Origin of the sequence: Mycobacterium sp. PS03-16 (assembly GCF_004570325.1) — a bacterium.
GTDB lineage: Bacteria > Actinomycetota > Actinomycetes > Mycobacteriales > Mycobacteriaceae > Mycobacterium.
In genome coordinates this window covers 34,914-61,032 of record NZ_SPQO01000015.1, presented here as the reverse complement: position 1 = coordinate 61,032, position 26,119 = coordinate 34,914, and the positions used below count along the sequence as shown (strand labels likewise).

The 26,119-nt window shown below is 69.6% G+C and carries 26 protein-coding genes; 6 read left to right on the top strand and 20 right to left on the bottom strand.

The genetic code is table 11. From position 1 onward, the window contains the following. Positions 1 to 7: 7 nt before the first annotated feature. From E4P42_RS14640 to fadD5, 6 genes are all read right to left on the bottom strand, one after another. Positions 8 to 1,591 (bottom strand): virulence factor Mce family protein, encoded by a 1,584-nt coding sequence (locus E4P42_RS14640; protein ID WP_135126797.1) that lies wholly within the window; start codon positions 1,589 to 1,591, stop codon positions 8 to 10. Next, the gene (locus tag E4P42_RS14635) at positions 1,588 to 2,619 is read right to left on the bottom strand and encodes a virulence factor Mce family protein (RefSeq protein WP_135126796.1); all 1,032 of its coding nucleotides are present in this window, start codon (positions 2,617 to 2,619) and stop codon (positions 1,588 to 1,590) included. The genes E4P42_RS14640 and E4P42_RS14635 overlap by 4 nt, the downstream gene beginning before the upstream one ends. After that, positions 2,616 to 3,836: an MCE family protein gene (locus E4P42_RS14630; RefSeq protein WP_135126795.1), complete on the bottom strand. Its 1,221-nt coding sequence runs from the start codon at positions 3,834 to 3,836 to the stop codon at positions 2,616 to 2,618. Before E4P42_RS14630 ends, E4P42_RS14635 begins: the two co-directional genes overlap by 4 nt. Before the next feature lie 2 nt (positions 3,837 to 3,838). Continuing rightward, a complete protein-coding gene (locus tag E4P42_RS14625; RefSeq protein ID WP_135126794.1) occupies positions 3,839 to 4,732 on the bottom strand; it encodes an ABC transporter permease in 894 nt (297 codons plus the stop codon). Position 4,733: 1 nt separating this feature from the next. Next, positions 4,734 to 5,450, bottom strand: a complete 717-nt coding sequence (locus E4P42_RS14620; protein WP_371287041.1) for an MlaE family ABC transporter permease — start codon at positions 5,448 to 5,450, stop codon at positions 4,734 to 4,736. Between the two features lie 296 nt (positions 5,451 to 5,746). Next, the gene (fadD5, locus tag E4P42_RS14615) at positions 5,747 to 7,390 is read right to left on the bottom strand and encodes a fatty-acid--CoA ligase FadD5 (protein ID WP_135126792.1); all 1,644 of its coding nucleotides are present in this window, start codon (positions 7,388 to 7,390) and stop codon (positions 5,747 to 5,749) included. A gap of 122 nt (positions 7,391 to 7,512) precedes the next feature. Between fadD5 and E4P42_RS14610 the strand changes: the two genes are divergently transcribed. Further along, positions 7,513 to 8,205, top strand: a complete 693-nt coding sequence (locus tag E4P42_RS14610) for a GntR family transcriptional regulator (RefSeq protein ID WP_135126791.1) — start codon at positions 7,513 to 7,515, stop codon at positions 8,203 to 8,205. A gap of 73 nt (positions 8,206 to 8,278) precedes the next feature. On the opposite strand, the gene E4P42_RS14605 is transcribed toward E4P42_RS14610, so the two are convergent. Beyond that, positions 8,279 to 8,722 (bottom strand): SRPBCC family protein, encoded by a 444-nt coding sequence (locus E4P42_RS14605; protein ID WP_135126790.1) that lies wholly within the window; start codon positions 8,720 to 8,722, stop codon positions 8,279 to 8,281. Positions 8,723 to 8,738: 16 nt separating this feature from the next. Further along, positions 8,739 to 9,182, bottom strand: coding sequence for a thioesterase family protein (locus tag E4P42_RS14600; RefSeq protein ID WP_135126789.1), 444 nt, complete (start codon positions 9,180 to 9,182; stop codon positions 8,739 to 8,741). Between the two features lie 35 nt (positions 9,183 to 9,217). Here E4P42_RS14600 and E4P42_RS14595 point away from each other — a divergent pair, with 35 nt between their 5' ends. From E4P42_RS14595 to E4P42_RS14585, 3 genes are all read left to right on the top strand, one after another. Beyond that, entirely contained in the window at positions 9,218 to 10,330 is a 1,113-nt protein-coding gene (locus E4P42_RS14595; protein WP_167759490.1) for an alcohol dehydrogenase catalytic domain-containing protein, read from the top strand. A gap of 63 nt (positions 10,331 to 10,393) precedes the next feature. Beyond that, positions 10,394 to 11,515, top strand: a complete 1,122-nt coding sequence (locus E4P42_RS14590; RefSeq protein WP_135126788.1) for a mandelate racemase/muconate lactonizing enzyme family protein — start codon at positions 10,394 to 10,396, stop codon at positions 11,513 to 11,515. 7 nt (positions 11,516 to 11,522) lie between these two features. Then, positions 11,523 to 12,209 (top strand): FadR/GntR family transcriptional regulator, encoded by a 687-nt coding sequence (locus E4P42_RS14585; protein WP_135126787.1) that lies wholly within the window; start codon positions 11,523 to 11,525, stop codon positions 12,207 to 12,209. Between the two features lies 1 nt (position 12,210). On the opposite strand, the gene E4P42_RS14580 is transcribed toward E4P42_RS14585, so the two are convergent. The 3 genes from E4P42_RS14580 to E4P42_RS14570 are packed head-to-tail and all read right to left on the bottom strand — an operon-like array spanning position 12,211 to position 15,358. After that, entirely contained in the window at positions 12,211 to 13,740 is a 1,530-nt protein-coding gene (locus E4P42_RS14580) for a tripartite tricarboxylate transporter permease (RefSeq protein WP_135126786.1), read from the bottom strand. A gap of 20 nt (positions 13,741 to 13,760) precedes the next feature. Continuing rightward, the gene (locus tag E4P42_RS14575; protein WP_245234026.1) at positions 13,761 to 14,342 is read right to left on the bottom strand and encodes a tripartite tricarboxylate transporter TctB family protein; all 582 of its coding nucleotides are present in this window, start codon (positions 14,340 to 14,342) and stop codon (positions 13,761 to 13,763) included. A 2-nt stretch (positions 14,343 to 14,344) separates the two neighbouring features. Continuing rightward, positions 14,345 to 15,358, bottom strand: coding sequence for a tripartite tricarboxylate transporter substrate binding protein (locus E4P42_RS14570; protein WP_135126785.1), 1,014 nt, complete (start codon positions 15,356 to 15,358; stop codon positions 14,345 to 14,347). Between the two features lie 131 nt (positions 15,359 to 15,489). On the opposite strand from E4P42_RS14570, the gene E4P42_RS14565 reads away from it, so the two are divergent. After that, a complete protein-coding gene (locus tag E4P42_RS14565; RefSeq protein WP_135126784.1) occupies positions 15,490 to 16,425 on the top strand; it encodes a LysR family transcriptional regulator in 936 nt (311 codons plus the stop codon). On the opposite strand, the gene mftD is transcribed toward E4P42_RS14565, so the two are convergent. From mftD to mftA, 4 genes are read right to left on the bottom strand one after another with little or no spacing between them, the layout of a single operon-like run. Then, a complete protein-coding gene (gene mftD, locus E4P42_RS14560; RefSeq protein ID WP_135126783.1) occupies positions 16,415 to 17,602 on the bottom strand; it encodes a pre-mycofactocin synthase MftD in 1,188 nt (395 codons plus the stop codon). The genes E4P42_RS14565 and mftD overlap by 11 nt on opposite strands. A 12-nt stretch (positions 17,603 to 17,614) precedes the next feature. Then, positions 17,615 to 18,781, bottom strand: a complete 1,167-nt coding sequence (gene mftC, locus E4P42_RS14555) for a mycofactocin radical SAM maturase (RefSeq protein WP_135126782.1) — start codon at positions 18,779 to 18,781, stop codon at positions 17,615 to 17,617. Then, positions 18,778 to 19,038, bottom strand: a complete 261-nt coding sequence (gene mftB, locus E4P42_RS14550) for a mycofactocin biosynthesis chaperone MftB (protein ID WP_135126781.1) — start codon at positions 19,036 to 19,038, stop codon at positions 18,778 to 18,780. Before mftB ends, mftC begins: the two co-directional genes overlap by 4 nt. Before the next feature lies 1 nt (position 19,039). Beyond that, positions 19,040 to 19,144: a mycofactocin precursor MftA gene (mftA, locus tag E4P42_RS14545; protein WP_135126780.1), complete on the bottom strand. Its 105-nt coding sequence runs from the start codon at positions 19,142 to 19,144 to the stop codon at positions 19,040 to 19,042. Between the two features lie 162 nt (positions 19,145 to 19,306). Here mftA and mftM point away from each other — a divergent pair, with 162 nt between their 5' ends. After that, a complete protein-coding gene (gene mftM, locus E4P42_RS14540; protein WP_135126779.1) occupies positions 19,307 to 20,137 on the top strand; it encodes a mycofactocin oligosaccharide methyltransferase MftM in 831 nt (276 codons plus the stop codon). On the opposite strand, the gene E4P42_RS14535 is transcribed toward mftM, so the two are convergent. The 5 genes from E4P42_RS14535 to E4P42_RS14515 all read right to left on the bottom strand — a co-directional run bounded on the left by E4P42_RS14535 (position 20,134) and on the right by E4P42_RS14515 (position 26,083). Next, a complete protein-coding gene (locus E4P42_RS14535) occupies positions 20,134 to 20,784 on the bottom strand; it encodes a response regulator transcription factor (RefSeq protein WP_135126851.1) in 651 nt (216 codons plus the stop codon). The genes mftM and E4P42_RS14535 overlap by 4 nt on opposite strands. Before the next feature lie 9 nt (positions 20,785 to 20,793). Further along, complete coding sequence (locus tag E4P42_RS14530; protein WP_167759488.1) at positions 20,794 to 22,140, bottom strand: sensor histidine kinase; 1,347 nt, start codon at positions 22,138 to 22,140, stop codon at positions 20,794 to 20,796. Continuing rightward, complete coding sequence (locus E4P42_RS14525; RefSeq protein WP_135126778.1) at positions 22,137 to 23,348, bottom strand: iron-containing alcohol dehydrogenase; 1,212 nt, start codon at positions 23,346 to 23,348, stop codon at positions 22,137 to 22,139. The genes E4P42_RS14530 and E4P42_RS14525 overlap by 4 nt, the downstream gene beginning before the upstream one ends. Before the next feature lie 199 nt (positions 23,349 to 23,547). Beyond that, complete coding sequence (locus tag E4P42_RS14520; RefSeq protein WP_135126849.1) at positions 23,548 to 24,999, bottom strand: VWA domain-containing protein; 1,452 nt, start codon at positions 24,997 to 24,999, stop codon at positions 23,548 to 23,550. Positions 25,000 to 25,051: 52 nt separating this feature from the next. Beyond that, a complete protein-coding gene (locus E4P42_RS14515; RefSeq protein WP_371287038.1) occupies positions 25,052 to 26,083 on the bottom strand; it encodes an AAA family ATPase in 1,032 nt (343 codons plus the stop codon). Between the last annotated feature and the right edge of the window lie 36 nt (positions 26,084 to 26,119).

The window sequence follows — 26,119 nt, the reverse complement described above, 5'->3', positions numbered from 1 at the left end:
GCCCCCGTCATTCTTGGGATCCGGGCGGGAGGAACGGTGGGTTGCCCGGCAGCGGCGCCGTGTCCACCGGCGGCAGCTGCTGGCCCGGGCCGGGAGGCGGCGGCGGGCCGGCCAGCGGCGGCGGGGGCGGCGCGTTGGTGACCTGGCCACCGACCGCGGTCGGACCGGGGAACGGCCCGGGCGGCTCGTGCCGGGCGCCCGGCGGGGCGGGCGGCAGCGGCACGGGCGTACCCGGCACCGACGGCGCCTGTTGACCGGGGACCCCGGCGCTGGCGATACCCGGCGTCGGCGGCAGCCCGTTCGGGTTGGGCTCCGAGGTCACCACATTCGGCGGGCCGTAGTTCGGTCCGTACGGGTTGTCCCCGAACGGGCCGACCGTCAGGTCCGCACACGGCAGCGGATTGCCCGGGCGGGGCAGGCCGTCGGCCGGCGGCGTGTACGAGCAGGGGCTGCCCTTGGGCACCGCGACGTCCGGATTCTCCGGCGTGCCCTGCAGCACGGTCGGCGACGGCGGCGGCGCACCGTTGGGCTGGCGCACCCCGTTCGGGTCGGGGAACTGGTAGGCCGGCAGACCCGCGTTGCGCCAGAACTGCTCCGGATCGATACCGCGCTTCTGGAACGCGGCGTCGACGTAGGGCTGCAGGATCCAGTACGGCGCCAGGTTGACCAGCATGACCTTGAAGTACGGGCCCGAGGCGATGCCCTCGGCGAGCGACGCGGTGAACTTGCTGAGCGTGGTCAGCACGTCGACCAGGTCGAACTTGCGTTCCACCAGGATGTCGCTGATCGTGCGGAGCTGCTCGAGCACCTTGTTGAGGTTCGGGTTGTCGTCGATGAAGCCCTTGACCTGTTCGGAGAACGCCGACACCCGCTCGAGCAGCTGACCGACGGCGTAGCTGCGCTCGTTGATCGCGCCGAGCAGGGTCTGCGCGTTGACCAGCAGCTGGTTGACCTGACCGCTGCGCTCGCCGAGGACGCCGGCGATCTTGTTGGCGTTGGCCAGCAGGGTCTTGAGCTCCTCGTCGCGCTTGCCGATGGTGTCGGAGAAGCGCGCCACCCCGTCCAGGGCGGCCGACAGATGTGGATAGGTCTGATCGATGGTGTCGGACAGCACGTTCAGCGACTGGCGCACCGTCTGGGTGTCCCACCCGGACGCCGCCTCCGTCACGTCGAAGAACGCGTCGTAGATCTGGTACGGCGTGGTGGTCTGGCCGAGCGGCAGCACGCCGTTGACATCCAGCGGCGTCGAGCCGCGGGGCTCGATCTCGACGTTCTTGCGGCCGAGGATGGTGTCGGTGCGGATCGCCGCCCGGCTGTCGCTGCCGATCTGGGTGCCGCCGAGCGTGTACCCGACCAACACCTTGTCGCCCTCGATCTCGGTGGTGGTGACCTGACCGACGTCGACGCCGGCGATGCGCACCTTGTCGCCCGGGTTGATGCCACCGGTGTCGGTGAACTCCGCGTAGTACTTGGGCTGCGCGAACAGCATCGGCACGCTGGCGAAGCTCTGCCCCACCCCGACGACGAGCACCAGGATGATGATGCCCATCAACCCGCCGCGGACGCGGTTCGACCCTTCGAGTGTCCTCATTGCGGCGTGCACCTACCCGAGGGCTGCCCCCACACCTTGACCGTGCGGACCGGGCCGCCCGGCTGCAGGCCGTTGAGCTTCAGCGTGACGTCGCAGGCGTAGAAGTTGAAGAAGTCGCCGTAGACGCCGCCGGCGCGGCCGATGATCTTCAACGCGGTGGGCAGCCGGACGAGGATGTCATTGAGCTGCTCCTTCTGGTCGACCAACGGCTGCTGCGTGGCGTCGAGGTAGCCGATGGTGTCCTGCAGCAGCGGCCGGTTGTCGGCCAGCAGGTCGGCCACGGTTCCCGCGGCGTCGCTGATGTCGGCCACCGAGGTGGCGATCGGATCGGCCCGGTTGCGCAAGCCGGTGATCAGCCTCTCGAAGTTCACCAGCGTCTCGTCGAACTCCTGCTGGTGGCGGACCGTGGTGTCGAGCACGGTGTTGAGGTTGCGGATCACCTCGCCGATCGCCTGGTCGCGGTCGGCCAGCGCCGACGTCAGCGACGCGGTCTGGTCGAGGATGTCGTTGATGGTGCCGCCCTGGCCCTGGAAGATCGTGATGATCGACTGGGCGATGTTGTTGACCTTCTCAGGGTCCAGTGCGCGGAACAGCGGGCGGAAGCCGCCGATCAGCGCGTCGAGGTCCAGAGCGGGCTGGGTGCGCTGCACCGGGATGATGCCACCGGCCGGCATGCGCTTGTCGCTGTCGCCCCGCTTGAGCTCCAGGTAACGGTCGCCGATCAGGTTCAGGTAGCGCACCGAGGCGGTGGTCTCGTCGAACAGCGGCAGCGACCGGTCGACGCTGAAGTCGACCTTCACCCGCTTGCCGTCGTCGACCAGCGTGACATCGGAGACCTTGCCGACCTCGACGCCGGAGGCACGGACGAACTGCCCGGGCCGCAGGCCGCTGGCACTGGTGAAGATCGCCGAGTAGCCGGTGGTGCGGTCGAACCGCATCTGGCCGAACACCACGATGATGATCGCGGTGAACAGCAGCAGCACCAGCGAGAAGGCGCCGAGTTTGAGGGCGGTACCGGTGATTTTCATGGGTTGATCGTGTTCTCCCCGATCTGGCGACCCCAGACGTACTCGATGGCGATCGGCTGGCCGAGTTCGAGATGGTTGTAGGGCGCGATCGACGCACCGGTGTCCATCACCAGGTACGGCGCGGGCCACAGCTCACGGGTGGTCGGCTGCCAGCAGCCCGGCCGGCCCTCGGGACCGCCCGTGGCGTTCACGCGCGGGAGGTTGTCCGGGTAGACGTACGGGTTGCCCGCGCCGAGCACCTCGGAGTGGGTGCGCAGCGAGTAGCCGTTGCCGCCGAGCGACGAGGCGATCTTCGGCTCGACGTCGTGGTAGTTGCGGATGGTGCAGAACAGGGCCGGGCTGTACTCGTCGAGCAGCGCCGACGTCGGGATCAGGTCCTCGGCCCCGCGCACCAGGTACGGCCCGCCGCGTTCGAAGACCTCGCCACCGGTGTTGCCGAACCCGACCGCCGCCATCAGCGCCTGGTCGAGGTTGCCGCGCTGTTCGTTGAGCGTGCGCGCGGTGGTGACGGCGTTCTCCAGGCCGTCGAACAGGTCCGGGGAGGCGTTGGCGTAGACGTCGCCGAGGTCGGCCAGCGCCGTGGTGTCGCGGCGGATCTGCGGCATCTGCGGGTTGAGGTCGGCCAGGATCGCGTTGCCGTTGATGATCGACTCGCCGAACCGGTCGCCGAGCCCGTCGAGGGCCTGCGCGGTGGCGGTCAGGGTCTGGTTCAGCTTGACCGGGTCCACCTTCTCCGCCACGTTGACGACCGTCTCGAACAGCGTGTTGAACTCGGTGGTGACGTTGGTGACGTCGATGACGTCCGAGGGGGAGATCCGCTCGGCGGAGGGGTCGGGCGGCGTCGTGAACGACACGTACTTGTTGCCGAACACCGTGGTCGCCGAGATGTCGGCGATCACGTTGGCCGGGATCAGGTCGATGTACTTGGGCTCGACCTCGAGCTGGATGCGGGCCTTGGGCTCGGTGCCCACGCTGATCGCGGAGACGTCGGAGACGCGGCCGATCTCGACACCGTTGTAGGTGACCTTGGTGCCGGGATCGAGGTTGAGCCCGGCGCGGGCGGACTCCATGGTCAGCGTCTCGCGCGGGGTGAAATCGCCGCGGAACTGGAACGCCACGAGGACGAAGACGACGGCGACGACGACCAGCAGCACCAGGCCGGCCAGCTTGTACGGCGGGGTGCGCGGATTGTTGACGGGAGACTGGGGTGCGGTCATGGCTACACCGTGAGGTTGAAGTTCGGGTCGGTGCCGTAGAGCGCCAACGAAGCCAACAGGACCACCAGCACGATCGCGATCAGCGACGCCCGCATCGAGCGGCCGACCGCCTCACCCACGCCGACCGGACCACCGCTGGCGTAGTAGCCGTAGTAGCAGTGGTTGAGCATGACGATGATCGAGATGATGATCGCCTGTACGAACGACCACGCCACGTCGTCGGGTCTCAGGAACGTGCGGAAGTAGTGCTCGTAGGTGCCGGTCGACTGCCCGTAGAACAGCGTCGTGGTCACCTGCGCCGACAGGAAGCTCATGATGATCGCCATCGCGTACAGCGGGATGATGACGATGAAGCCGGCCATGATGCGGGTGGACACCAGGTAGGAGATGGACTTGATGCCCATCACCTCGAGCGCGTCGATCTCCTCGCTGATCCGCATGGCGCCCAGTTCGGCGGTGGCGCCGGCGCCGACGGTCGCGGCCAGGGCCTGACCGGAGACCACCGGCGCGGCGATGCGGACGTTGACCAGGGCGGCGAAGAAGCCGGTGAACGCCTCGACACCGATGTTGCCCAGGGACGCGAAGCCCTGGATCGCGATCAGTGAGCCGCCGGACAGCGTGACGAACCCGACGATCGCGACGGTGCCGCCGATGACGGCCATCGCGCCGGTGCCCATGCCGATCTCGGCGATCAGCCGGAGCACCTCCTTGCGGTAGAAGCGCAGCGCGTGGCCGATGGAGCCGACGGCGGTGACCACGAACCACGCGACGTGGCCGACGCTGTCGAGTCCGCGTGACGGCGCCGCGGCCAGCTTCTCGGCGCGGGCGTAGCCGCGGGGGAAGCGCTGCCGCAGGACGGTGCCGGTCTGGGTGTGCGACTGCGAGGTGGTGGCCATGTCAGCGCCCCGTTCCGAACCGGACGCCGATGGTCGTCAGCACCACGTTGACCGCGAACAGCGCCACCACGCAGAGCACCAGCGTCTCGTTGACGCCGGTGCCGACGCCCTTGGCGCCGCCGCCGACCGTCAGGCCGCGATAGCAGCCGACCAGGCCGGCGATGAGGCCGAACGTGGTGGCCTTGATGACCGAGATGAGGACCTCCGGAAGGCCGGTCACCAGCGTGAGCGTCGACACGTACGCGCCCGCGGAGACGTTCTGGATGTAGACGCCGAAGATGAAGCCGCCGACCAGGCCGATCGTGATGACCGCGCCGTTGAGCAGCAGCGCCACGAACGTGGAGGCCACCACGCGGGGGACGACGAGGCGGTGGATGGGGTCGATGCCCAGCACCTCGAGCGCGTCGATCTCCTCCCGGATGGTGCGGGCCCCGAGGTCGGCGCAGATCGCGGTGGAGCCGGCGCCCGCGACCACGAGCACGGTCACGAGCGGGCCGAGCTGGGTGACCGCGCCGAGCGCGGCGCCCGCGCCGGAGACGTCGGCGGCGCCGAACTCGGCGAGCAGGATGTTGAGCGTGAAGATGATCAGCACGGTCAGCGGGACGGACACCGCGACCGTCGGGAGGAAGGACACCCGGAACAGGAACCAGGCCTGCAGGATGAACTCGCGCCACTGGAAGGGCGGACGGAACAGCGCCTTCCCGGTGAGCACGCACATCCGGACGAATCCGCCGACGGCCTCGAGACCCGGCCTCACCTGATCACGAACGTATCCCGTCAGCCCGCCGCTGGAGGCGGTCACCAGTGCGCTCCCATGACGGAACCGTCATCGTGGCGCAACGGCAGTCCCTGTCGCACGCCGCCTCCTTGTTGCCCCGTCCCGACCGTAGTGACGACTGTCTCCCTACTCGGTAGTAGTAAGTGAGACCACAGGACTGTACCCGATGCCAGAACCGCCGTGCACCGCATCCGCGGGATTGGCCACCCAACCGTTAGCAAACTCGTCACCAAACGCTAGCTTTTGCGCGATGTGGCCGAAAGACTTGTCGCAGACTGGCTTTCGTCCGCGTCATCGGACTGCGTGGAAGCATACCGCTGCCGCAGTTCGGTCTTGAGCACTTTGCCTGCCGGATTCCGCGGCAGGGCGTCGACGATCTCGAGGGCTTTCGGATGCTTGTAGCGGGCCAGCCGCTCGGTGAGGAAGCCGTCCAGATCGGCCAGCGACAGGCCGGGTTCGGCGCCGTCCAGCGCGATGACGGCCACCGGCACCTCGCCCCACTTCTCGTGCGCTCGGCCGATCACCGCGACCTCGGCGATGGCCGGGTGCGCGGCCAGCGCGTTCTCCACCTCGGCGCAGTAGATGTTCTCGCCACCGGAGATGATCATGTCCTTCTTACGGTCGACCACCCAGATGTAACCGTCCTCGTCCTGGCGGACCAGGTCGCCGGAGTGGAACCAGCCGCCCTCGAACGCCTCCGCGGTGGCCCTGGGGTTGTTCCAGTAACCGGCCATCAGAGTCGGTGCGCGGTAGACGATCTCCCCGACCTGTCCCACGGGCACGTCGTTCATGTCCTCGTCGACCACGCGCGCCGAGACGGTCGGGATCACCTTGCCGACCGAGCCGAGTTTGCGGATGGCGTCGTCGGCCAACAGCATGCAGGTCACCGGTGACATCTCGGTCTGGCCGAACGCCGCGAAGATCTGGGCGCCCGGGAACGTCTCGGCCATCGCGCGCAGCAGGGTGTCCGACGCCGGCGCCGCACCCCACGACAGCACCCGCAGTTTCAGGTCGCGGGGTCGGCTGCGCTGCGCGGCGCAGACCGCCTGCCACTGGGCGGGTACGAGGAAGATCGACGTCACCTTCTCCTCGGCGAGCACGTCGAGCAGTTCACCGGGGTCGAAGGCGCCGAGCGGGTACAGCACGGTGGGCAGGCCGAGGAGCAGCCCGCTGATCATGTTGCCGATCCCGGCGATGTGGAACAGCGGCACGCCGATGAAACCGACGTCGTTGTTGAGGTCGGCGCCGGTGGTGAACAGGTTGGTCATGGCCTGACCGGCGATGTTGGTGTGGGTGAGCACGGCACCCTTGGGCCGGCCGGTGGTCCCCGAGGTGTACATGATCAGCGCGGGCGAGTCGTTGGGGATGTCGACCGGTTCGGGGTCCAGGCCGGGTTCGGCGAGCAGGTCGTCGTAGCCGAGGAGCCCCTCGGCGGTGCCGCCGCCGGCGACGATCACCGTCTCGAGCGTGGCATCGAGGTCGCGTACCGCGGCGGCGACCGGGGCGAGCGCGGCTTCGGTGACGACGACGCGGGCGGCGCAGTCGCTGACCAGGAACGCGATCTCCGGCGGGGTCATGCGGAAGTTGACCGGCACCGCGATGCCGCCGAGCTTGTTGACCGCGAGGAACGTCTCGATGAACTCGGTCCGGTTGAGCATCAGGATGAGGACCCGGTCACCGGCGGCCACGCCGCGCCGGCACAGCGCACCGGCCAGCGTGGTGACGCGCTGGTCGAGCTCACCCCACGTGGTGGTGCGGCCGAGGAAGCGCAGCGCCGTCTTGCCGGGCTGCATCAGCGCGTGACGGGCCAGCTGGTTGGTCCAGTTCTGCCGGCGGGCGAGGTACGGCTGCTCGGTGGCGGCGGGGGGCGCTGAGGTCAACGGCGTGACTCCCTCTTCTGGGGTTGCACGTGCTTGATATTTGATCAAACATGGGATGGCCCCGGTCACACTATGGCCTCGGCGGCTCGGGAACAAGCCCGCCCTGAAGACCGGAGAGCGCGATGAACACGACCGTCGGACACCGCCCGGTGCGCCCGCGGGGAGTCCGTCGCGAGCAGATGTCCGACGAGGTCGCGGCGCACCTGCGGGCCGAGATCATGACCGGCTCGCTGCGGCCGGGCACCTTCATCCGGCTCGACGAGACGGCGGCGCAGCTGGGGGTGAGCATCACCCCGGTGCGGGAGGCCCTGCGGACGCTGCGCGGTGAAGGGATGGTGCGACTGGAGCCGCACCGCGGACATGTCGTGGTCCCGATGACCCGCGCGGACATCGAGGACATCTTCTGGTTGCAGGCGACGATCGCCGAGAAGCTGGCCGCCTCGGCGACCGAACGGATCACCGACGAGGAGATCACCGAACTCGAAGGGCTCAACGAGGCGCTGGCGGACGCGGTCGAGCGGCGGGACCCCGAAGAGGTGGCCTACGCCGAGTTCGCCTTCCACCGGGCGTTCAACCATGCGACCGGGCGGATCAAGCTGGCGTGGCTGCTGCTGCAGGTGGCGCGGTTCCTGCCGCCGCTGCTCTACGCCACCGATCCGGCGTGGGGGGCCGAGGCGGTGGCCAGCCACCGGGAACTCATCGCGGCGCTGCGCCGGCGGGACACCACCACGGTGGTGCGGCTGACCAGCGGGCAGTTCACCGACGGCGCCGAACGGCTGATCGCCCGCCTGGAGAAGATCGGGCTCTGGGACTGAGGTCTGGGGCGGCCGAGTGGCCACTCGTGCGACGCGAGCCACCGAGAAGCGCGCCGTAGGTGGCCGCTCGGCGCTATTGCTGGGCGCCGAACTGCTCCGCGCGGGCCTTGAGGTTGTCGGCGAGGTAGTCGAGCGTCTCGCCGATCGCCTTCTTCACCATCGGCCCGGGAATCGACAACTTGGTCTCGACGTCCATGTCCACGGTCAGCAGCGACGCCGTCCCGATCGGCACCACCGAGAAGCGCTGTTCCTGCTTGTCGAAGTGATCACCCTGCTGCAGCATCGTGAAGATCTGGTTCTCGGCCGGGTAGTACACGGCGGTGATGAACGTGCCGGCCTGCCCCTGCACCTCGACGTCGAGCCGCAGCTGGCTGGGCCGCCCGTCGTGGTAACGCGCGAGGATCCAGCACCCCTTGATCTCCGGGTTCCACTCGGGGAACCTCTCGAAGTCGGCGACGATCGCCATGATCGTCGCCGCAGGCGCCTGCACCTCGACGGTCTTGCTCACCAACGGCATCGGGCGAGCATATCGACTAGCCGACGACCGCCGTCGCCAGCAGCGTCCGGATCCCGTCGGGCATCGGCACCGGCCGCCGCGTCTGCCGGTCGACGTACACGTGCACCCAGTGCCCCACCGCCGCGACCGCGTCGGCGTCCCGCTCGAACAGCGCCAATCGGTAGGTCACGCTGCTGCGGCCCAGCCGGGCCACGGCCAGCCCCACCACCAGCGGATCCGGGAACGCCAGCTCCGCGAAGTACTGACATCCCGACTCCGCCACCACGCCCAGCCACGGCGCGGTCACCGGGTCCACCCCGACCGTGGTGTTGATCCACGCGTTGATCGCGGTGTCGAACAGCGCGTAGTACACCGCATTGTTGAGGTGGCCGAACATGTCGTTGTCCGCCCACCGCGTGGACACCGACCAGTGCACGGGGAAGTCGCGGGGCGTCGGACGGCTCGCCGGGTCGCTGGGCATGCATGCAGTGTCCCAGTGGGGGCAGTCTGGTCTGCATGACGATCACGATCCGCGGCGCCGTGCTCGAAGAGATCGGCCGGCCGCGCCCTTTCGGGGAGTCCACTCCCCTCTCGGTGTCCGAGCTCGAACTCGACGGTCCGGGCCCCGGCGAACTGCTGATCCGCATCGAGGCGGCCGGCCTGTGCCATTCGGACCTGTCGGTGGTCGACGGCAACCGGGTCCGTCCGGTCCCGATGCTGCTGGGCCACGAGGCCGCCGGCGTCGTGGAGGAGACCGGCCCCGGCGGCTCCGACCTCGCGATCGGCCAGCGGGTCGTGATGACGTTCCTGCCGCGCTGCGGGCACTGCCGCGCCTGCGCCACCGACGGCCTCACCCCCTGCGAGCCCGGCAGCGCCGCCAACGCCGCGGGCACCCTGATGCAGGGCGAGATCCGGCTGCGCCGCGACGGCGCGCCGGTCTTCCACCACCTCGGCGTGTCCGGGTTCGCCACCCACGCGGTGGTCGACCGCCACTCGGTGGTGCCGGTCGACGACGACGTACCCGCCGTGGTCGCCTCCCTGCTGGGATGCGCGGTGCTCACCGGAGGCGGCGCGGTACTCAACGTGGGCAGACCCGCACCCGGCCAGACGGTGGCCATCGTCGGGCTCGGCGGCGTCGGGATGGCCGCGATGATCACCGCCATGGCTTTCGACGGCGTCGACGTCGTCGGCATCGACCAGGTGGAGGAGAAACTGGAACGCGCCCGCGCCATGGGCATCAACGCCGCCTACACCCCGGCCGAGGCCGCCGAACGCGACCTCAAGGCGACCGTGGTGATCGAAGCGGTCGGCCACCCCGTCGCCTTGGAGACCGCGATCGCACACACCGCACCCGGCGGGCGCACGGTGACCGTCGGGCTCCCCCGGCCGGACGCCCGGCTGTCCATCGCGCCGCTGGGATTCGTCGCCGAGGGCCGGTCGCTGATCGGGAGCTACCTGGGGTCAGCGGTGCCCGCCCGGGACATCCCGCGCTTCGTCGAGCTCTGGCGCGCCGGCCGGCTGCCGGTGGAAACCCTTGTCTCCTCGACTATTTCGCTCGACGACATCAACACCGCCATGGACCGGCTGGCCGAGGGCAAGGCCGTGCGACAGGTGATCGAGTTCAACTGACCCTGGACCGGTCACTACTCGTCTGATAACTTGAAGCTTGTCATACAAGCTTAAGGAGCATTCGTGGCCGACCGGATCAAGAGCCTCACGCTGTCGCATGTGGTTCTGCCCCTCGACAACCCCGTCAGCGACGCCAAGGTGCTGACCGGCAGGCAGAAGCCGCTCACCGAGACGGTGCTGCTGTTCGTCGAGGTCAGCACCGAAGACGGTTTCGAGGGAATGGGTTTCAGCTATTCCAAGCGGGCCGGCGGGCGGGCCCAGTACACGCACCTGTGCGAAGTGGCCGAGACCGCGCTCGGGCAGGACCCGTCCGACGTCGACAAGATCTACCAGTCGCTGCTGTGGGCGGGTGCGTCCGTCGGCCGCTCCGGCACCGCCACCCAGGCCATCGCCGCGCTCGACGTCGCGCTGTGGGACCTCAAGGCCCGCCGGGCGGGCCTGCCGCTGGCCAAGTTGATCGGCGCGCACCGCGACTCCTGCCGGGTGTACAACACCTCCGGCGGGTTCCTGCAGGCCTCTGTCGACGAGATCAAGGAGAAGGCCACCGCCTCGCTGGAATCGGGTATCGGCGGCATCAAAATCAAGGTGGGACAACCGGATTGGCAGCTCGATCTGGAGCGCGTCGCCGCGATCCGCGACCACCTCGGCGACGTCCCGCTGATGGTCGACGCCAACCAGCAGTGGGACCGGGCCCGCGCCCGGCGCATGTGCCGAGAACTCGAGCAGTTCGACCTGATCTGGATCGAGGAGCCCCTCGACGCGTGGGACGCCGTCGGCCACGCCGACCTCAGCCGCACCTTCGACACCCCGATCGCGACCGGGGAGATGCTCACCTCGGTGCCCGAACACCTCGCCCTGCTCGACGCCGGCTACCGCGGCATCGTCCAGCCCGATGCCCCGCGTATCGGCGGCATCACGCCGTTCCTGCGCTTCGCGACGCTGGCCTCGCAGGCCGGCCTGGCCCTGGCCCCGCACTACGCCATGGAGATCCACCTGCACCTGGCGGCCACCTATCCGACCGAGCCGTGGGTCGAACACTTCGAATGGCTCAACCCGTTGTTCAACGAGCGCATCGAGATCCGCGACGGCCGCATGTACCTGCCCGAGCGGCCCGGCCTGGGCTTCACGCTCAGCGACACGATGCGGGCACTGACCAAGGAGTCGGCGTCCTTCGGTACGCGATGATCGTGCGGTGAGCACGAATCTCGCGGCGCGGGTGGTCGCCGGTGTCAAGGACAAGATCTTCACCGGCGCCCTCCCGCCCGGACACAAACTGCCGTCCGAGGCCGAACTCATCGATGAGTTCGGCGTCTCGCGCACCGTGGTGCGCGAGGCCGTCACCCGGCTGCGCGCCGAGGGGCTCATCGAAACTTTCCAGGGCCGCGGCTCTTTCGTGCTCGCGGTGCCCGATCCCACGCCGTTCACCGTCGAGACCGATGCGCTGCGCACCCACCGCGACATCCTCGACATGATCGACTTCCGGCTCGGCGTGGAGAGCGAGACCGCCGCGCTGGCCGCCGCCCGCATCGACGCCGCGGGCCGGCGCACCGTGCGGGCGGCGCTGGCGGCGTTCCTGGCCGCCGAGGCCGAGGACGCCGTCGAGGCGGACTTCGCCTTCCACCGGGCCATCGCGGCCGTCAGCGGCAACCGGTTCTGCCTCGAACTGCTCGACTCACTGGGCCCGATGATGATCATGCTGCCGAGAACCCGGTTGGGCGACGCGTATTCGATGAGCGACACCGGTCACGTCGAGCGCGTGCGCCGCGAACACGACGACATCGCGGCCGCGGTACTGGCCGGCGAAGCCGACACCGCCCGGGCCGCGATGCGTGTCCACCTGGGCAACAGCCGCCGGCGCCTGGACGCCGGCGGCCGCTAGCTCAGACGCCGACCTTGTCGGAGTCGGCCTTGTGAGCGTCGTCCTTCTTGGCCTTCCGCAGGTGGAGGAGGTGCCGGATCAGCGGCAGCAGAATCAGGAGCAGGAAGATCGCCAGGATGGTCCCCGAGATCGGCCGGGTGATGAAGCCGGTCGGGTCGCCGCCGAAGATCAACAGCGAACGGCGGGTGCTGGATTCGATGATCGAGCCCAGCACGAACGCCAGCACCATCGGGCCGGGGTCGAAGCCGGCCTTCTTCATCAGGTAGCCGATGATGCCGAAACCGATCATCAGGAAGATGTCGAAGGTCGAGTTGTTGATCGTGTAGACGCCCAGGATCGTGATCAGCGCGGTGATCGGCGCCAGGATCGCCGGCCGCACCCGCAGGATGCGGACGAACAACCCGACCAGCGGGATGCTCAGGATGAGCAGCAGCAGGTTGCCGATGTACATCGAGTTGATGACGCCCCAGAACACATCCGGGTTCTCGTCGACCAGCTGGGGTCCGGGCGAGACGCCCAGGATCAGCAGCGCACCGAACAGCATGGCCATCGAGGCGTTGGCCGGCAGGCCGATGGTCAGCAGCGGGATGAATGACGAGGTGGCCGCGGCGTTGTTCGCGGTCTCCGGGGCGGCGACGCCCTCCACCGCACCGCGCCCGAACCGCGACGGATCCTTGGCCCGGCGCTTCTCGGTGGCGTAGGCGACGATCGAGGACAGCACCGCGCCGCCGCCGGGCAGCACGCCGAGCACGAAGCCGATGATCGAACCGCGGCCGATGGCGCCCGAGGACTGCTTGAGGTCCTTGCGTGACGGCCACACGTTGCCGACCTTGGCGGGCGGCTGCACCTTGCGGTGGCGCTGTTCGAGGTTGTAGAGGATCTCGCCGACACCGAACAGGCCCATGGCCACGACGACGAAGTCGATGCCGTCGGCGAGGTTGAGGCTGTCGAAGGTGAACCGCTCGGCGCCGGTGAAGCTGTCGCGCCCGACCGTCGCCAGTAGCAGACCGATGGCGCCGGCGATCAGCGCCTTGAGCTTGTTGCCGCTCCCGATGGTCGCCACGAGCAGCACGCCGAGCAGGGCCAGTGCGGCGTACTCCGGCGGCCCGAAGTCGAGCGCCACACTCGCCACCACCGGGGCCAGCAGGGTCAGTCCGATGATCGAGATGGTGGCGCCGACAAAGGATCCGATGGCGGCGATACCGAGCGCGGTGCCGGCTTTGCCCTGTTTGGCCAGGGCGAAGCCGTCGAAGACGGTGACCACCGAGGACGCTTCGCCGGGTAGCCGCAGCAGCACCGAGGTGATGGTGCCGCCGTACTGGGCGCCGTAGTAGATGCCGGCGAGCATGATGATCGCCGACACCGGATCGATGGTGTAGGTGATCGGCAGCAGGATCGCGATCGTGGCGGCCGGGCCGAGGCCGGGCAGCACGCCGATGATCATGCCGATCAGCACGCCCGCCAGGCAGTAGAGGATGTTCTGCGGCTCTAAGACGAGCGCGAACCCGTCGAGGAATGCGTTGATGTCCATGGTGTTCTACACGTCGCTTTTCACAGAGAGATCAAGTGCGGCAGCGGGATTCGCAGCCCGTAGAGGAACAGGAGGTAGAAGACCGTTACGGTCACCACGCTGGTGATGAGCGTGCTACGCCAGGTCTCCCTACCCAGGAACCGCAGCCAGATCACGCCGAGCACCAGGGCCGGGATCTCGAAGCCGATCACCGGCATCAGGAACCCGAACGCGATGAACGTGATCACGCCGATCACCGGCAGCCAGCTGCTGCGGGTGAAGGCCTCCGCATCGGTCAGGCCCCGGCCGGCCACCAGCAGACCCACCGACATCAGCGTGATCGCGACGCTGACGATGAAGGGCCATAGGCCGGGTCCGGGCTCGTTCAGCGAGCCCAGGCCGTAGCCCCAGGAGAAGAATCCGCCGGCGACACCGACCGCGACGCCCACCAGTGCGCCCACGGTCTGGTAGAGCGGACCGCCCTGCGGCGGGCGGTCCTCCTCCATCTCGTGTGCGATCTCCTCCTCGATCTCGTGGAGGATGTCGCGGGTGTGCGGGTGATCGTGCTGGTCGCGCGGATCCTCGGCGGGATCCGAGACCGGGCTGTCGACGCTGTCCTTCATGGTCAGCCTTCGTCGCGCAGGTTGATGCCGTACTGCTGCACCAGGTCGGCGTACCGCTGCTTGTCCGACTCGAGCTGCTCGAGCACCTCTTCACCGGAGATGTCCATCGGAGTCAGGCTGTTCTGCTTGTTGAACTCCTGGTACTCCTCGGTCTCGAAGGTGGCCTTCATGCCCTCGACGAGCCGGTCCTTGACGTCCTGCGGAGTGCCCTTGGGGACGGTCATGAAGCGGTACTGCGTCACCTCGACGTCCAGACCCTGCTCCTTGGCGGTCGGCACGTCGGGCAGGTACTCGATGCGCTCGGGGCCGAACACCGCGAGGGGGACCAGCTTGTTGGACTGGATGTTCTCGATCGCCTCACCGACCTGGATGCTGGCCACGTCGACCTGGTTGCCCAGCACGGCAGCCAGGGCCGGGGCGCCGCCGTCGAACGGCACGGCCTGGGAGTTGACGTTGCTGGTCTTGAACAGCAGCGCGGCCGACAGCTGCGCACCGGTGCCGACGCCGGTGGTGCCGTAGCGCACCACGTTCGGCGAGGCCTGCATGTCGGCGAGCGAGCGGAAGCCGCTGCCCGGGCTGGCGACCAGCACGTAGTCGTCGCGGGAGACGCCGTGCACCACGTCGAACTGGTCGATGTTGGTGACCTCGTCGGGCGCCACGGCCAGCGGGGTGATGGTGAACAGCGAGGCGTTCTGGATGCCGATCTTGGAGCCGTCCGGCTTGGCGTTGGCGATCTCGGCGGCGGCCAGCGCACCGTTGGCGCCCTCGCGGTTGATCACCGGGAAGGACGCGCCGAGGCTGTCGGACAGCCCCTTGGACACCGCGCGGCTGATCAGGTCGCTCGAACCGCCGGCCGACGCGCCGACGTACATCTCGACCGTGCCGGACGGGTAGTTCGCGCCCTCCTCGCCGCCGCCGGTCGACGTCTCGACCCCACCGCACGCCGTGAGGGTCAGGGCGGCCGCGGCCGAGGCCACCAGGCCGGTGCGGAAGCGGGTGCGGGTAGCGATCGCCATGGAAATCTCCTGTCTGCGTGACTAGCACTTCGTTGAGCCGCCGGTATGGCGTGCGTCACCTGGATACACGGTAAGAACAGTTGGTGATACCTGTCCAAGCCCTATGCGGCATTACTTGATACTTTTGGTGCATGACGGTGACGCTGGATCAGATCCGCTGCTTCGTCGCGGTCGCGGAGGAGTTGCACTTCGGCCGCGCCGCCGAGCGGTTGGCCATGACCCAGCCCCCGCTGAGCCGCCAGATCCAGAAGCTCGAACGCGCCGTCGGGGCCGGGCTGCTGGACCGCGACAACCGCCGGGTGTTGCTGACGCCCGCCGGCATCGCGTTTCTCGAGGACTGTTACCGCATGCTCAACACACTCGAGGGCGCCACCACGCACGCACAGCGGGTCGAGCGCGGGTCCGCGGGCACGCTGCGGCTGGGTTTCACGGCGGTGTCGGCGATCGGCATCCTGGGGCCGCTGCTCGGACTGCTGGGCAGTGAACTGCCCGACGTGCAGGTCGTGCTGCAGGAGGGGGTGACCAACACCCAGGTCGACGGCATCCGCCGCGGCGAGCTCGACCTGGGCCTGGCGCGGCCGCCGTTCGACACCGCCGCGCTCGCGTCCGAGATCGTGGCGCGCGAACCGCTCTACGCGGTGGTGCCCGCGGACCATCCGCTGGCCGCCGGGATCGGACCGCTGACCCCGCAGGCGTTCGACGGGCTACCGGTGATCAGCTACCACCCGGAGCGGGCGCGCTACTTCCACGAACTGACCGTGCGGTTCCTGTTCAACGGCCACCCGCGCATCACCCAGCGCGTCCAGCAGGTGCTGACCGCGGTCCTGCTGGTGGCCGCGGGGGAAGGGGTGGCCCTGGTGCCGGCCAGCGCGACCGCGCTGCGGGTCGACGGCGTGGTCTACAAGTCGCTGACCGACGTGGGCGGCGGGCATCCCGACATGGATCCGGCGCGCCCGGTCGAACTGCACGCGATCTGGGCGCGCGGCGGTCTCACCCCGATGTTGCAGCGGGTGCTGCAGCTGGTGCAGCAGTCCGCCGAGGCGCACCTCACCGCGATCACCGGCTGACGGGCTGTTCCCCGAGGTGGCGAGTGAAGCCGTCCGGGATCACGAGGTCGGCCGGGCCGAGGTCCTGCACCGAGGAGTGCCCGAGACCGAGCAGGGCCGAGTCGATTCCGCCGCGCATGATGTCGAGGACGTTCTCCACGCCGGCTTGGCCGCCTGCCGCCAGACCCCACAGGTAGGCGCGGCCGATCATCACCGCGCGGGCGCCCAGCGCCAACGCCTTGACGACGTCGCTGCCCCGCCGGATGCCCCCGTCCAGCACGATCTCGACTTCGTCACCGACGGCCGCGGCGATCGAGGGCAGTGCCCGGATCGGCGCCGGCGTGCCGTCGAGGTTGTTGCCGCCGTGGTTGGAGACCGATATCGCGCTGACCCCGGCGGCGACCGCCCGGCGGGCGTCGTCGACCCGCATCACGCCCTTGAGCATGAACGGCCCGCCCCACTGCTCGCGCAGCCACGCGATGTCGGACCACGTCGGCAGCGGGGTCTGCATCCATTCGCCGTACGCGCCGAAGAATGTGGGCGCCGCACCGCCGTCGGCCAGATTGGGTGCGGTCAGGTCGGGAACCCGTCCGGCGCGGGCGAATTCGCCCAACCAGCGGGGCCGGGTGACGGCCTCGGGCGCGAACCGCAGCATGGCGCGCCAGTCCATCTTCTCCGGGATCGCCGGGCTGCCCCAGTCCCGGCCGCTGGAGAAGGACCAGTCGGTGGTGAGGATGAGGCCGACCGCACCGGCCGCCCGAGCTCGCTGCATCCGGGTGACGAGTTTGTCGCGGCCGCCCGTCCAGTACATCTGGAAGAACGTCTGCGGATTCGCCTCGACGACCTCTTCGATCGGCTTGCTGGCGAACGAGCTCAGACTCATCGCCGTACCGCGAGCGGCGGCGGCCCTGGCCACCGCGACCTCGCCGTCGGGATGGACGGCCTGGACCCCGGTCGGCGAGATGAACACCGGCAGCGAGATCGCCTGACCCATCACGGTCGTCGAGAGGTCGCGCTTGCTCGACAGGCCGGCCACATGCGGCGCGAAGCCGAGCTCACCGAAGGCCGCGAGGTTGTCGTCGACGGTGCTGCCCCGCTCCGAGCCGGCGACCAGCGCGGAGTAGACACTACGGGGAATGCGTTTGGCCGCCCGCCGCTGCGCTTCGGCGACGGTCTCGAACCAGCCTGTACTCGCCACTTCTGATCTCCTCTACACCAGGTCGCGAACCGGGTTGATGTCACAGGCACGCGCCGGCTGCCGCGCGACCACCGTCAGGGGAAGTGACCTCGAATGGTCGACGGTGGATTTGGGCACCTCACGCTCGAGGCGCAGGGCCGTTTCGCCGAAACCCTGAACACATTCGGGATCCGGCCCGTCCATCGGCAGACCGGTGAAGAATTTCGCGGCCATGCAGCCGCCGCGGCACGCATCGAAGAAGGAACACTTCGCGCACGCGCCGCCGGTCTGCGGCGCCCTCAGCTCGGCGAACAACTCGGAGTCCCGCCACACCGCGGCGAACCCGTTGTCGCGAACGACGTTCCCGGCCAGGAACGTGTCGTGAATGGCGAACGGGCAGGCGTAGACGTCGCCCACGGGATCGATCAGGCACACGACGCGTCCGGCGCCACACAGGTTCAGCCCCGGCAGCGCCGAGCCGTAGGCGGACAAGTGGAAGAAGGAGTCCCCGGTCAGCACGTTCTCGCCGTTGTCGACCAGCCAGTCGTAGAGCTCGCGCTGCTGCGCCGCCGTGGGATGCAGCTCGTCCCAGACGTCCGCGCCGCGGCCGGACGGGCGCAGGCGGGTGATGCGCAGGGTCGCACCGTAGGCGTCGGCGAGCGCCTTGAAGTCGTCGAGCTGGCCGACGTTGTGCCGCGTCACCACCACCGAGATCTTGGCATCGGAGAAGCCCGCCCCGGCCAGGTTGTCCAGCGCGCGGACCGCCATGGCGAACGAACCGCGCCCGCGGACCGCGTCGTTGACCTCGGCCGTGGCGCCGTCGAGCGAGATCTGGACGTCGACGTAATCGGAGGCGGCCAGACGCGCGGCGACCTTCTTGTCGATGCGAACGCCGTTGGTGGAGAATTTGACCCCGACGTGGTGATCGGTGGCGTAATCGACCAGCTCCCAGAAGTCCGGTCGCACGGTGGGCTCACCACCACCGATGTTGACGTAGAAGACCTGCATGCGCTCCAGCTCGTCGATGACCGCCTTGCACTGTGCGGTGCTCAGCTCCCGTGGATCGCGCCGGCCCGACGACGACAGGCAGTGCACGCAGGCCAGATTGCAGGCGTAGGTCAGCTCCCAGGTCAGGCAGATCGGCGCATCGAGCCCCCGCTCGAACCGGTCGACCAGGCGGGGCACCGCCACCGCGGTCATGATGCCCGCACCAGCATGTGCGACGACACCAGGGTGTCCAGCGCCCGGGCGTACCGCTCGACATCGTGGACGCCGGCCGCCCGCAGCGCCGTCCGCGCGTCCGCGTGATCGGGCAGTGAGGTGATCACCCGGACCACGGTGCGGTCCTTGAGGAACGACAGCTTCCTGGTTCCGAAGTGATACAGCAACGCACCGAACGATTCCGGCCGCAGTGCGACCTGCGGGTGCAGTCGCCAGGCGGCGTCGACGTCGAACATGTCAGTAGACCCCGCACATGCCGTCGATCGAGACCTCTTCGACCAGGGACTCCTCGACGAGCGGCTCGGCCGGCGAATTGGTCAGGGCGTCTTGGTGATCGGACATCGGAACCTCCGGGGAATGTGGTCGGGACCACACCGACGCTATGGCACGGCACGCGATCACGACACTCGCCGAACGGGCAGTCGACATCCCGTCCGGGCGGCGCGGCGTTTACGCCCGATCGGTGCGCGTGGACACGGGCGCGATCCGCATAGCGTCGCGGGCATGCTGGATCAGCTCACCGTCCGGGTACGCCGCCGCAGCGGCGCCCATCCGCTCCACCACGGGCGGGACACGTTGTGCACCAGTCACTTCTGCGCACACCGGTCGGACGGCATCCTCGAGGTCGCGCATGATCTGGACGCCGACGACCTGTCGGACGATCTCGCCGAGCTGCTGGCCGACGAGCTGGACGATGCCGGCGTCCTGCGCGGACTACCGGAGTTCGAAGCGGTGTTCGCAGGCGTGGTCGAGTCGACCGACCCCGACCGGGAGGAGGCCTGGTCCCGCTTCTACGCCAACTCCCTCGACCGTCTCGAACGCGGTTGCGCCGCCTTCGCGCCCGTCCACGAGCACGCCGCCTCGCTTTTGGTCGGCCACCGTCTGATCGACCTCGGGTCCTGCTTCGGGTTCTTCCCGTTACGCGCCGCCGGCGACGGATACGCAGTACTGGCAACCGATCTCAGCGCACCGACGATGGATCTGCTCGCCCGGGCCGCGACGTGGCTGGGCCGGCCGGTGAAAACGCTGGCGTGCGACGCTGCGCAGGTACCGCTGGCCGGGCGCGCCGCGGACACCGTCACCGTGCTGCACCTGATCGAACATCTCGAACCCGACGTCGCCGAGCAGGTGCTCGACGAGGCGCTGCGCCTGGCCCGTCGGCGTGTCATCGCCGCGGTGCCGTTCGAGGACGAGCCCCGCGCCTGCTACGGCCACATCCAGCGGTTCGACGAAGCCGCCCTGCGCTCACTGGGATCCCGGATCGCCGAGCGCCACCACGACGTCCGCGTGGCGGTGCACTCCCATCACGGCGGCTGGTTGGTGTTCGACCGCTAGATCAGCCCGCGTTTACTCGCCGCGTACACGGCCTCGGCCCGTCTGCTCACCTCGAGTTTACGCATGATGTTGCTGACGTGGAACTTGGCCGTGGTCGCCGAGATGTACAGCTGTTCACCGATCTTGATGTTGGACAGGCCGGCCGCGAGCAGCCGCAGCACCTCGATCTCCCGGTCGGTCAGCTGCTGGCGCGGCTCGGTTCGGCCGTTCATCGAGCGGACCACCGCCGCGGCGCTGCGCGAGTCGAAGGCGCTCTGCCCCAACGAGACCGCCCGGATCGCCCGCACCAGTTCGGTGGTGTCGACGTCCTTGACCACATACCCGCGTGCCCCGGCGTGCACCGCGCGCACCACGAGATCCTCGTCGAGGAACGTCGTCAGCACCAGCAGCCCCAGGTCCGGGTGCGCCGCGGACAGTTTGGCGCACAACGACAGACCCTCGAAGTCCGAACCCGCCGACAGTTTCAGGTCGAGCACCACGACGTCGGGCGTCGAGGCGCGCACGACGGCTTCGGCCTCGGCGTCGCTGGACGCCTCACCGACGACCACCAGATCGCTCTCCCGCTCCAGCACCGAGCGCAGACCCTGGCGCAGGATGGCGTGATCGTCGACGAGGACCAGCCGGATGGTCCTGGTGCCCACACCCACACTCATGCCTCACACACCTTCCGTGGAACGGGGAATGGTCGCGGCCACCCGCACCCCGCCGATGCGGGAGCGGCCGACCTCGAACGTGCCGCCGTGTTCTCGTGCCCGGGCGGACATGTTGGCCAATCCGCGGTGGTGACCGTCGACGTCGGTGGCGTCGGCCAGCCGCAGCATCAACCGCAGCTTGTCCGGGTCACCGGTGCCGTCGTCGGCGATCGCCAGCGAGACCGAGGTGGGCCGGTACGTCAGCCGTACCGTCGCGCGCGTGGCGTTGCCGTGCATCGCGGTGTTGAACAGCGCCTCGCCCGCGATGCGCAGCAGCGCGTGCTCGACCTCGCTGGGCAGGTCGGCGCGGCGGCCGATGACCCGCAGCGTCACCTGCAGGTCCTCGGGCATGTGCACGGTGGCCAGCTGGGCCAGCATCTCCGGCAGGCTGGAGCGGTGCGCGCTGCCGGGATGGTTCAGCGCGTAGATCGCCGACCGCAGCTGCTCGACCGCGGACCGGGTGAGGGTCTTGGCCAGGTCCAGCCGCTCGGCGAGATCCGCGCCGTCCGAGCGCCTCTCGATGTCGCTGCGGCACACCTCGATCTGCATGCCGGCCGAGAGCACGCACTGAGTGACGCTGTCGTGGAGCTCGCGCGCGATGCGGTGCCGCTCGGAGTCCAGCACCTGATGGCGTTGGGCTGCGTCGAGTTCCCGCTGCGTGGTCAGCAGCTGGGCGTTGCGCGCCTGTGCCTGCGCCAGGAGCGCCTCTGTGGTGCCGAACAGCGCACAGTTCTGCAACGCGACCGCGGTCTGGCTGCTCAGAATTCGCATCACGATCTCGTCGGTCGCGTCCAGCGTCCGGTGCCGGGGCGTCCATGCCGCGAACGCGCCGATCACCCCGCCGTCGAGCTCGATCGGCACGTGGGCGTGATGGCTCTCGATCACCGGCCGGGTGAACTGCGCCAGCTGACCGCGTAGGACGTCGTTGAGCCGGTTGAGCACCGCGTCCGGCAGTGCGGCGCCCGGGTCCCTGGCGCCCACCAGCCCCTCGAACGAGTACGCCACCCCGTCGGTGTCCAGGATCAGGTGCCGCGGCCGCGCCTCCGGCAGCGCTCCGTCGGCCAGCGCCAGCAGCACCCAGTCCGCGTTCAGGTGGGTGCGCGCCGCCTCGGCCACCGCTCGCACCAGCGGCTCGGGACCGTTGACGGTCTGCACCAGCGCGCGCGAGATCGCATCGAGGGCCGTCAGCACCCGTTCGGTGCGCTGGGCGGCCACCCGGAACTCGGGATAGAACGAGCCCTTACCCGACCGGACGCCGGTGAGCCGTTCCAGATCGGGTGTGCTGACCCGGCGACCCGACAGCGACGTCACATCGCCGCCCGGAACAACGCCTCCACCAGCGCCTCGTCGGCGGGCCGGGGGTTGGTCGACATACAGGCGTCCTGCAGCGCGGTCCGCGCCAGCCGGGGCACGTCGGCATCTCGGACGCCCAGGTCGGCGAGCCCGCGCGGCACCCCGACGTCGGCGGCGAGTGTGGCGACGCGGTCGGCCAGGGCGTGCGCAGCCTCGGTGGCGGGCGCGCGCCGGTCGACCAGCCCCAGGCAGCCGGCGATCGTGGCGAACGGGGCCGGATCCGCATCGGCGTTGAAGCGGATGACGTGCGGCAGCAGCACACCGTTGATCACCCCGTGCGGCAGGTCCAGCAGCCCGCCCACCTGGTGGCTCATGGCGTGCGCCGCGCCGAGGATCGCGTTGGTGAAGGCCAGGCCCGCCTCCAGGCTGGCCTGGGCCATCAGCACGCGCGACGGCAGGTTCCTGGGCCGCTCGATGGTGTCGGCGAGGTTCTCGATCACCATCAGCACGGCCCGCAGCGCGTGGTGGTCGGTCAACTGGTTGTGCCCCAGCGACACGAACGCCTCGATTCCGTGGGTCAACGCATCCAATCCGGTTGCCGCGTTGAGCCATTCGGGCATCGTGGTCAGCACCCGCGGGTCGATGACGGTGACGTCGGGCACCAGGGCCCGGCCCAGGATGGTGACCTTGGTGTTTCGGGTGGTGTCGGTGACGATGCAGAACTGCGATACGTCGGCGCCGGTGCCCGAGGTGGTCGGGACCACCACCAGCGGCGGGATCGGCATCGTCGCCTTGTCCACCCCGGCGTACTCGAGGATGTCGCCGCCGTTGGCCGCCAGGATCGCGATGCCCTTGGCCGCATCGATCACCGAGCCGCCGCCCAGCGCGATCAACACGTCGCACCCGTGCTCGGCGTAGTACTGGTAACCGGCGGTGATCTCGTGGTCCTTCGGATTGGGTGTCACCGCGCTCCACACCCTGGCATCGACGCACTGCGTCCGCAGGTACCCGGCGAGTTCGTCGACCCAGCCCGCCTCGATCAGTCCGCCGTCGGTGACCAACAGCGGCCGCAACGCCCCGTGCCGCAACGCGGCGTGGGCGGCCTCGGCCATCGAGTCGAGCCCGAACACGATCTCGGGGGCGTGGAACTTCAGCAGCCGGGTCGGTTCGGCGGCGGCGCTGCGTTCATGTTCGGGGATCAGCGCCCGCCCTGCCAGTGCGGGCATCCCGCTCGGTGCCTCGCGTGTCGCCGAGAGCTTTGCCACGGTTCCTCGCTTCCCCTCCGTGCCCGGGTCGGCGCGTCCGGCCGCCTGCCCCGGGGTGTGATGCACGCTACATCGGTGGCTTCAGCCTACGACCCATCCGGTCACCCCCCAATGTGCAGCCGGGCAGCCCGACCCCTACCCGATCGGGTAGGTGCCCGGCTCACGACAGGGCCGCGGCCAGGTCGCGGGCCTGGGCCGCCAACTGGTCGGCGTCACGGGCGACGATCACCGCATCGCACACGTCGGCGTACTCCGGCATCGCGCACGTCGCCTGGCGCCAGTACCGCTCGGGTTCGGGAGTGATCCACGCCAGTCGATGCACCCGCCTGCGCAGGGCGCGCAGCACATCGGCGCGGGCAGGCAGGCCGCCGCTGCGCCCGTCGCCGACGATCAGCACCGCGGTGCGTTTGTCGAGCGCACCGGCGTGTCCGGTCATCATGTCGTCGAGCATCCGCCCGTAGTCACTGCTGGCCTCCAGGTCCAGGTGGGCGTCGGCCAGCACGGCCGCCAGCACGGCATCCCCCCCGGCCTCGCCGTGATCGCGCAGCAGCACGTCGGTGACGTCCACGGCCCGGTCCACGAACGCCATCACGCGGCACCGCTCGGCGCGCCGGTGCATCGCCCGGGCCAGCCGCAGCGTGAACGCGGTGACCGGGCGCACGGACAGCGACACGTCGGCGATCACGAGCAGCCGCACCCGGTCGGGCAGCGGGGTGCGCATGACGAGGTGGAACGGCACGCCGTCGGTGCGCAGGCTCGCGCGGGTGGTCCCGCGCATGTCGAGCCGGCCGCGGTCGCGCGCCCGCGGCACCGGACGCGGCGCCCCGCGCATCCGGCGCAGCACCTCCTGGCAGGCCAGATCGACATCGCGTGTGCCGGCGCCGGCGTCCGCCGCGAAGTCAGCGGTGTCGGTCGCCGCGGCCAACGGTGTCCGCGCTGCGAGGGCGGCGACGAACTCCTCCACCGCCCGGGTCAGCTCGGCCAGCTGGTCGGCGGTCAGCGGCGAATCGGACGCGTCGCCGCCGTAGGTGCGGTCCGGGTCGTAGGCGTCGAGCCAAGCCAGGATCGAGTCCGGGTCGTCGAAGCTCAGAGAGCCTGCGACCACCGGGCCGACAGCGTCGGCGAGATCACCCGCCGCGGTGGAGGCGGCGCGGTCGACCTCGACGGTGTACTTGACGCCCCGGCGCCCGTCGTCGGCCTCGGCGGAAACCGCGAGCTCGTTGTCGGCGCCGGAGACGCTGATGTCGTCGTCGTCCTTGTGCGGGTTGAAACCCTTTTCCGCCTGGGGGGTGTCGAAGTGGTCGCCGACCTCGGCCGCGCGTTCGTTGTATTCGGCGTACCGGCCGATGGAGTCGTCATCGGAGACCTCGAGGTCGGCGGGCAGGCCCGCGGCGGAGTGGGCCCGGGAGGCCGGACCCTCGGTGGCGTCCGCGCCCGTGCGCGCGCCGAACAGCGCATCGAATGCGCGGTCGAAAGCGGCCTGCTCGCGCGCGTACTTGGCGCAGGTGGCCCGCAACGCGGCCCGCAACGCCGGCTGGTCGCGCGCACCGAGCAGCGCGAGCACCCGCCGCACCTCGATCATCTCGGCCGGCGACGCCCCGACACCGGACATGCGCAGCAACCGGCCGAACCCGGCCGCCACCACGTCGAGGATCTGAGCCGGGTCAGCGCCGACTGCCACGGAACGCCGCCGTCGTCGTGTTGGCCGGACGCGACGCGACCGTCACCCGCTCGACCGACGTCGCGACGGCCACCGCGGTGGGTGCGGGCGCGCCGCGCAGATGGTGCAGCGCCACGTCTCGGTCACTGGTGAACTTCACCAGCGTCGCGAGCAGCACGTCGTCGGACACCCTGCCGCCCAACATGATCGCCGCACGCGCAGCGTCGATCACCTCCGAGATCGACGGGCTCTTGCGCAGTGGCAGCTCCCGTAGGGCGCGCGCCAACTCGACCACGTCGTGCACGGTGTCGGCCGGGACGTGCGGCGCCCGCACCGACACGATGTCACGCTCCCGCTCGGCGGTGGGGAAGCCGAGGTGGTAATGCAGGCAGCGGCGTTTGAGCGCGGACGACAATTCGCGGGTGTCATTGGAGGTCAACACCACCCACGGGACGTGGCGTGCGGTGAACGTGCCGATCTCGGGGATCGTCACCTGCCGTTCGGCGAGCACCTCCAGCAGCAGGGCCTCGACGGCCTCGTCGGTGCGGTCCACCTCGTCGACGAGCAGGACCACCGGTTCGTCGGACGTCACGGCGTCCAGCAGCGGGCGCGACGAGAGGAAGGCCTCGGTGTAGAGCCCGAAGTCGCGGTCGGCCAGGTACCGCGACGCCTCGTCGAGGTCGTGGATGCCCGCGGTGGCGGCGGTGATCCGGTCCCGCAGCATCTGCACGTGCAGAAGCTGTTTGGCGTAATCCCACTCGTAGAGGACGCGGTTGTCGTCAAGACCCTCATAGCACTGCAACCGCACCAGACGGCGTCCGCTGGCGGCCGCCAGCGCCTTGGCCAGCTCCGTCTTGCCGACGCCGGCGGGACCTTCGAGCAGCAGGGGCCGGTCCAGCGCGGTGGCCAGGTGCACGACGGTCGCGAGGTCGTCGTCAGCGATGTAGTCCTGGTCGCCGAGTGCCGCGGAAAGCTCTACGGCACTGCGGAACCGGCGTGGGGCTTCGATCGAAACGGCGGCGATGGTCGAGGTCACAGATCACTCCCATGGGTGGACGGGTGGTGACGGGCA

Excerpts from the sequence above, each read along its gene's own strand:
- E4P42_RS14570 (WP_135126785.1), bottom strand. The coding sequence starts at position 15,358 with ATGGCGATCGCTACCCGCACCCGCTTCCGCACCGGCCTGGTGGCCTCG.
- mftM (WP_135126779.1), top strand. The coding sequence starts at position 19,307 with ATGCTGGATCAGCTCACCGTCCGGGTACGCCGCCGCAGCGGCGCCCAT.
- E4P42_RS14630 (WP_135126795.1), bottom strand. The coding sequence starts at position 3,836 with ATGACCGCACCCCAGTCTCCCGTCAACAATCCGCGCACCCCGCCGTAC.
- mftC (WP_135126782.1), bottom strand. The coding sequence starts at position 18,781 with ATGACCGCGGTGGCGGTGCCCCGCCTGGTCGACCGGTTCGAGCGGGGG.
- E4P42_RS14520 (WP_135126849.1), bottom strand. The coding sequence starts at position 24,999 with ATGTCCGGTGTCGGGGCGTCGCCGGCCGAGATGATCGAGGTGCGGCGG.
- E4P42_RS14610 (WP_135126791.1), top strand. The coding sequence starts at position 7,513 with ATGAACACGACCGTCGGACACCGCCCGGTGCGCCCGCGGGGAGTCCGT.
- E4P42_RS14600 (WP_135126789.1), bottom strand. The coding sequence starts at position 9,182 with ATGCCCAGCGACCCGGCGAGCCGTCCGACGCCCCGCGACTTCCCCGTG.
- E4P42_RS14525 (WP_135126778.1), bottom strand. The coding sequence starts at position 23,348 with ATGCCCGCACTGGCAGGGCGGGCGCTGATCCCCGAACATGAACGCAGC.
- E4P42_RS14595 (WP_167759490.1), top strand. The coding sequence starts at position 9,218 with ATGACGATCACGATCCGCGGCGCCGTGCTCGAAGAGATCGGCCGGCCG.
- E4P42_RS14625 (WP_135126794.1), bottom strand. The coding sequence starts at position 4,732 with ATGGCCACCACCTCGCAGTCGCACACCCAGACCGGCACCGTCCTGCGG.
- E4P42_RS14565 (WP_135126784.1), top strand. The coding sequence starts at position 15,490 with ATGACGGTGACGCTGGATCAGATCCGCTGCTTCGTCGCGGTCGCGGAG.
- E4P42_RS14605 (WP_135126790.1), bottom strand. The coding sequence starts at position 8,722 with ATGCCGTTGGTGAGCAAGACCGTCGAGGTGCAGGCGCCTGCGGCGACG.
- mftA (WP_135126780.1), bottom strand. The coding sequence starts at position 19,144 with ATGTCCGATCACCAAGACGCCCTGACCAATTCGCCGGCCGAGCCGCTC.
- E4P42_RS14640 (WP_135126797.1), bottom strand. The coding sequence starts at position 1,591 with ATGAGGACACTCGAAGGGTCGAACCGCGTCCGCGGCGGGTTGATGGGC.
- E4P42_RS14575 (WP_245234026.1), bottom strand. The coding sequence starts at position 14,342 with ATGAAGGACAGCGTCGACAGCCCGGTCTCGGATCCCGCCGAGGATCCG.
- E4P42_RS14580 (WP_135126786.1), bottom strand. The coding sequence starts at position 13,740 with ATGGACATCAACGCATTCCTCGACGGGTTCGCGCTCGTCTTAGAGCCG.
- mftB (WP_135126781.1), bottom strand. The coding sequence starts at position 19,038 with ATGTTCGACGTCGACGCCGCCTGGCGACTGCACCCGCAGGTCGCACTG.
- E4P42_RS14620 (WP_371287041.1), bottom strand. The coding sequence starts at position 5,450 with ATGTGCGTGCTCACCGGGAAGGCGCTGTTCCGTCCGCCCTTCCAGTGG.
- E4P42_RS14635 (WP_135126796.1), bottom strand. The coding sequence starts at position 2,619 with ATGAAAATCACCGGTACCGCCCTCAAACTCGGCGCCTTCTCGCTGGTG.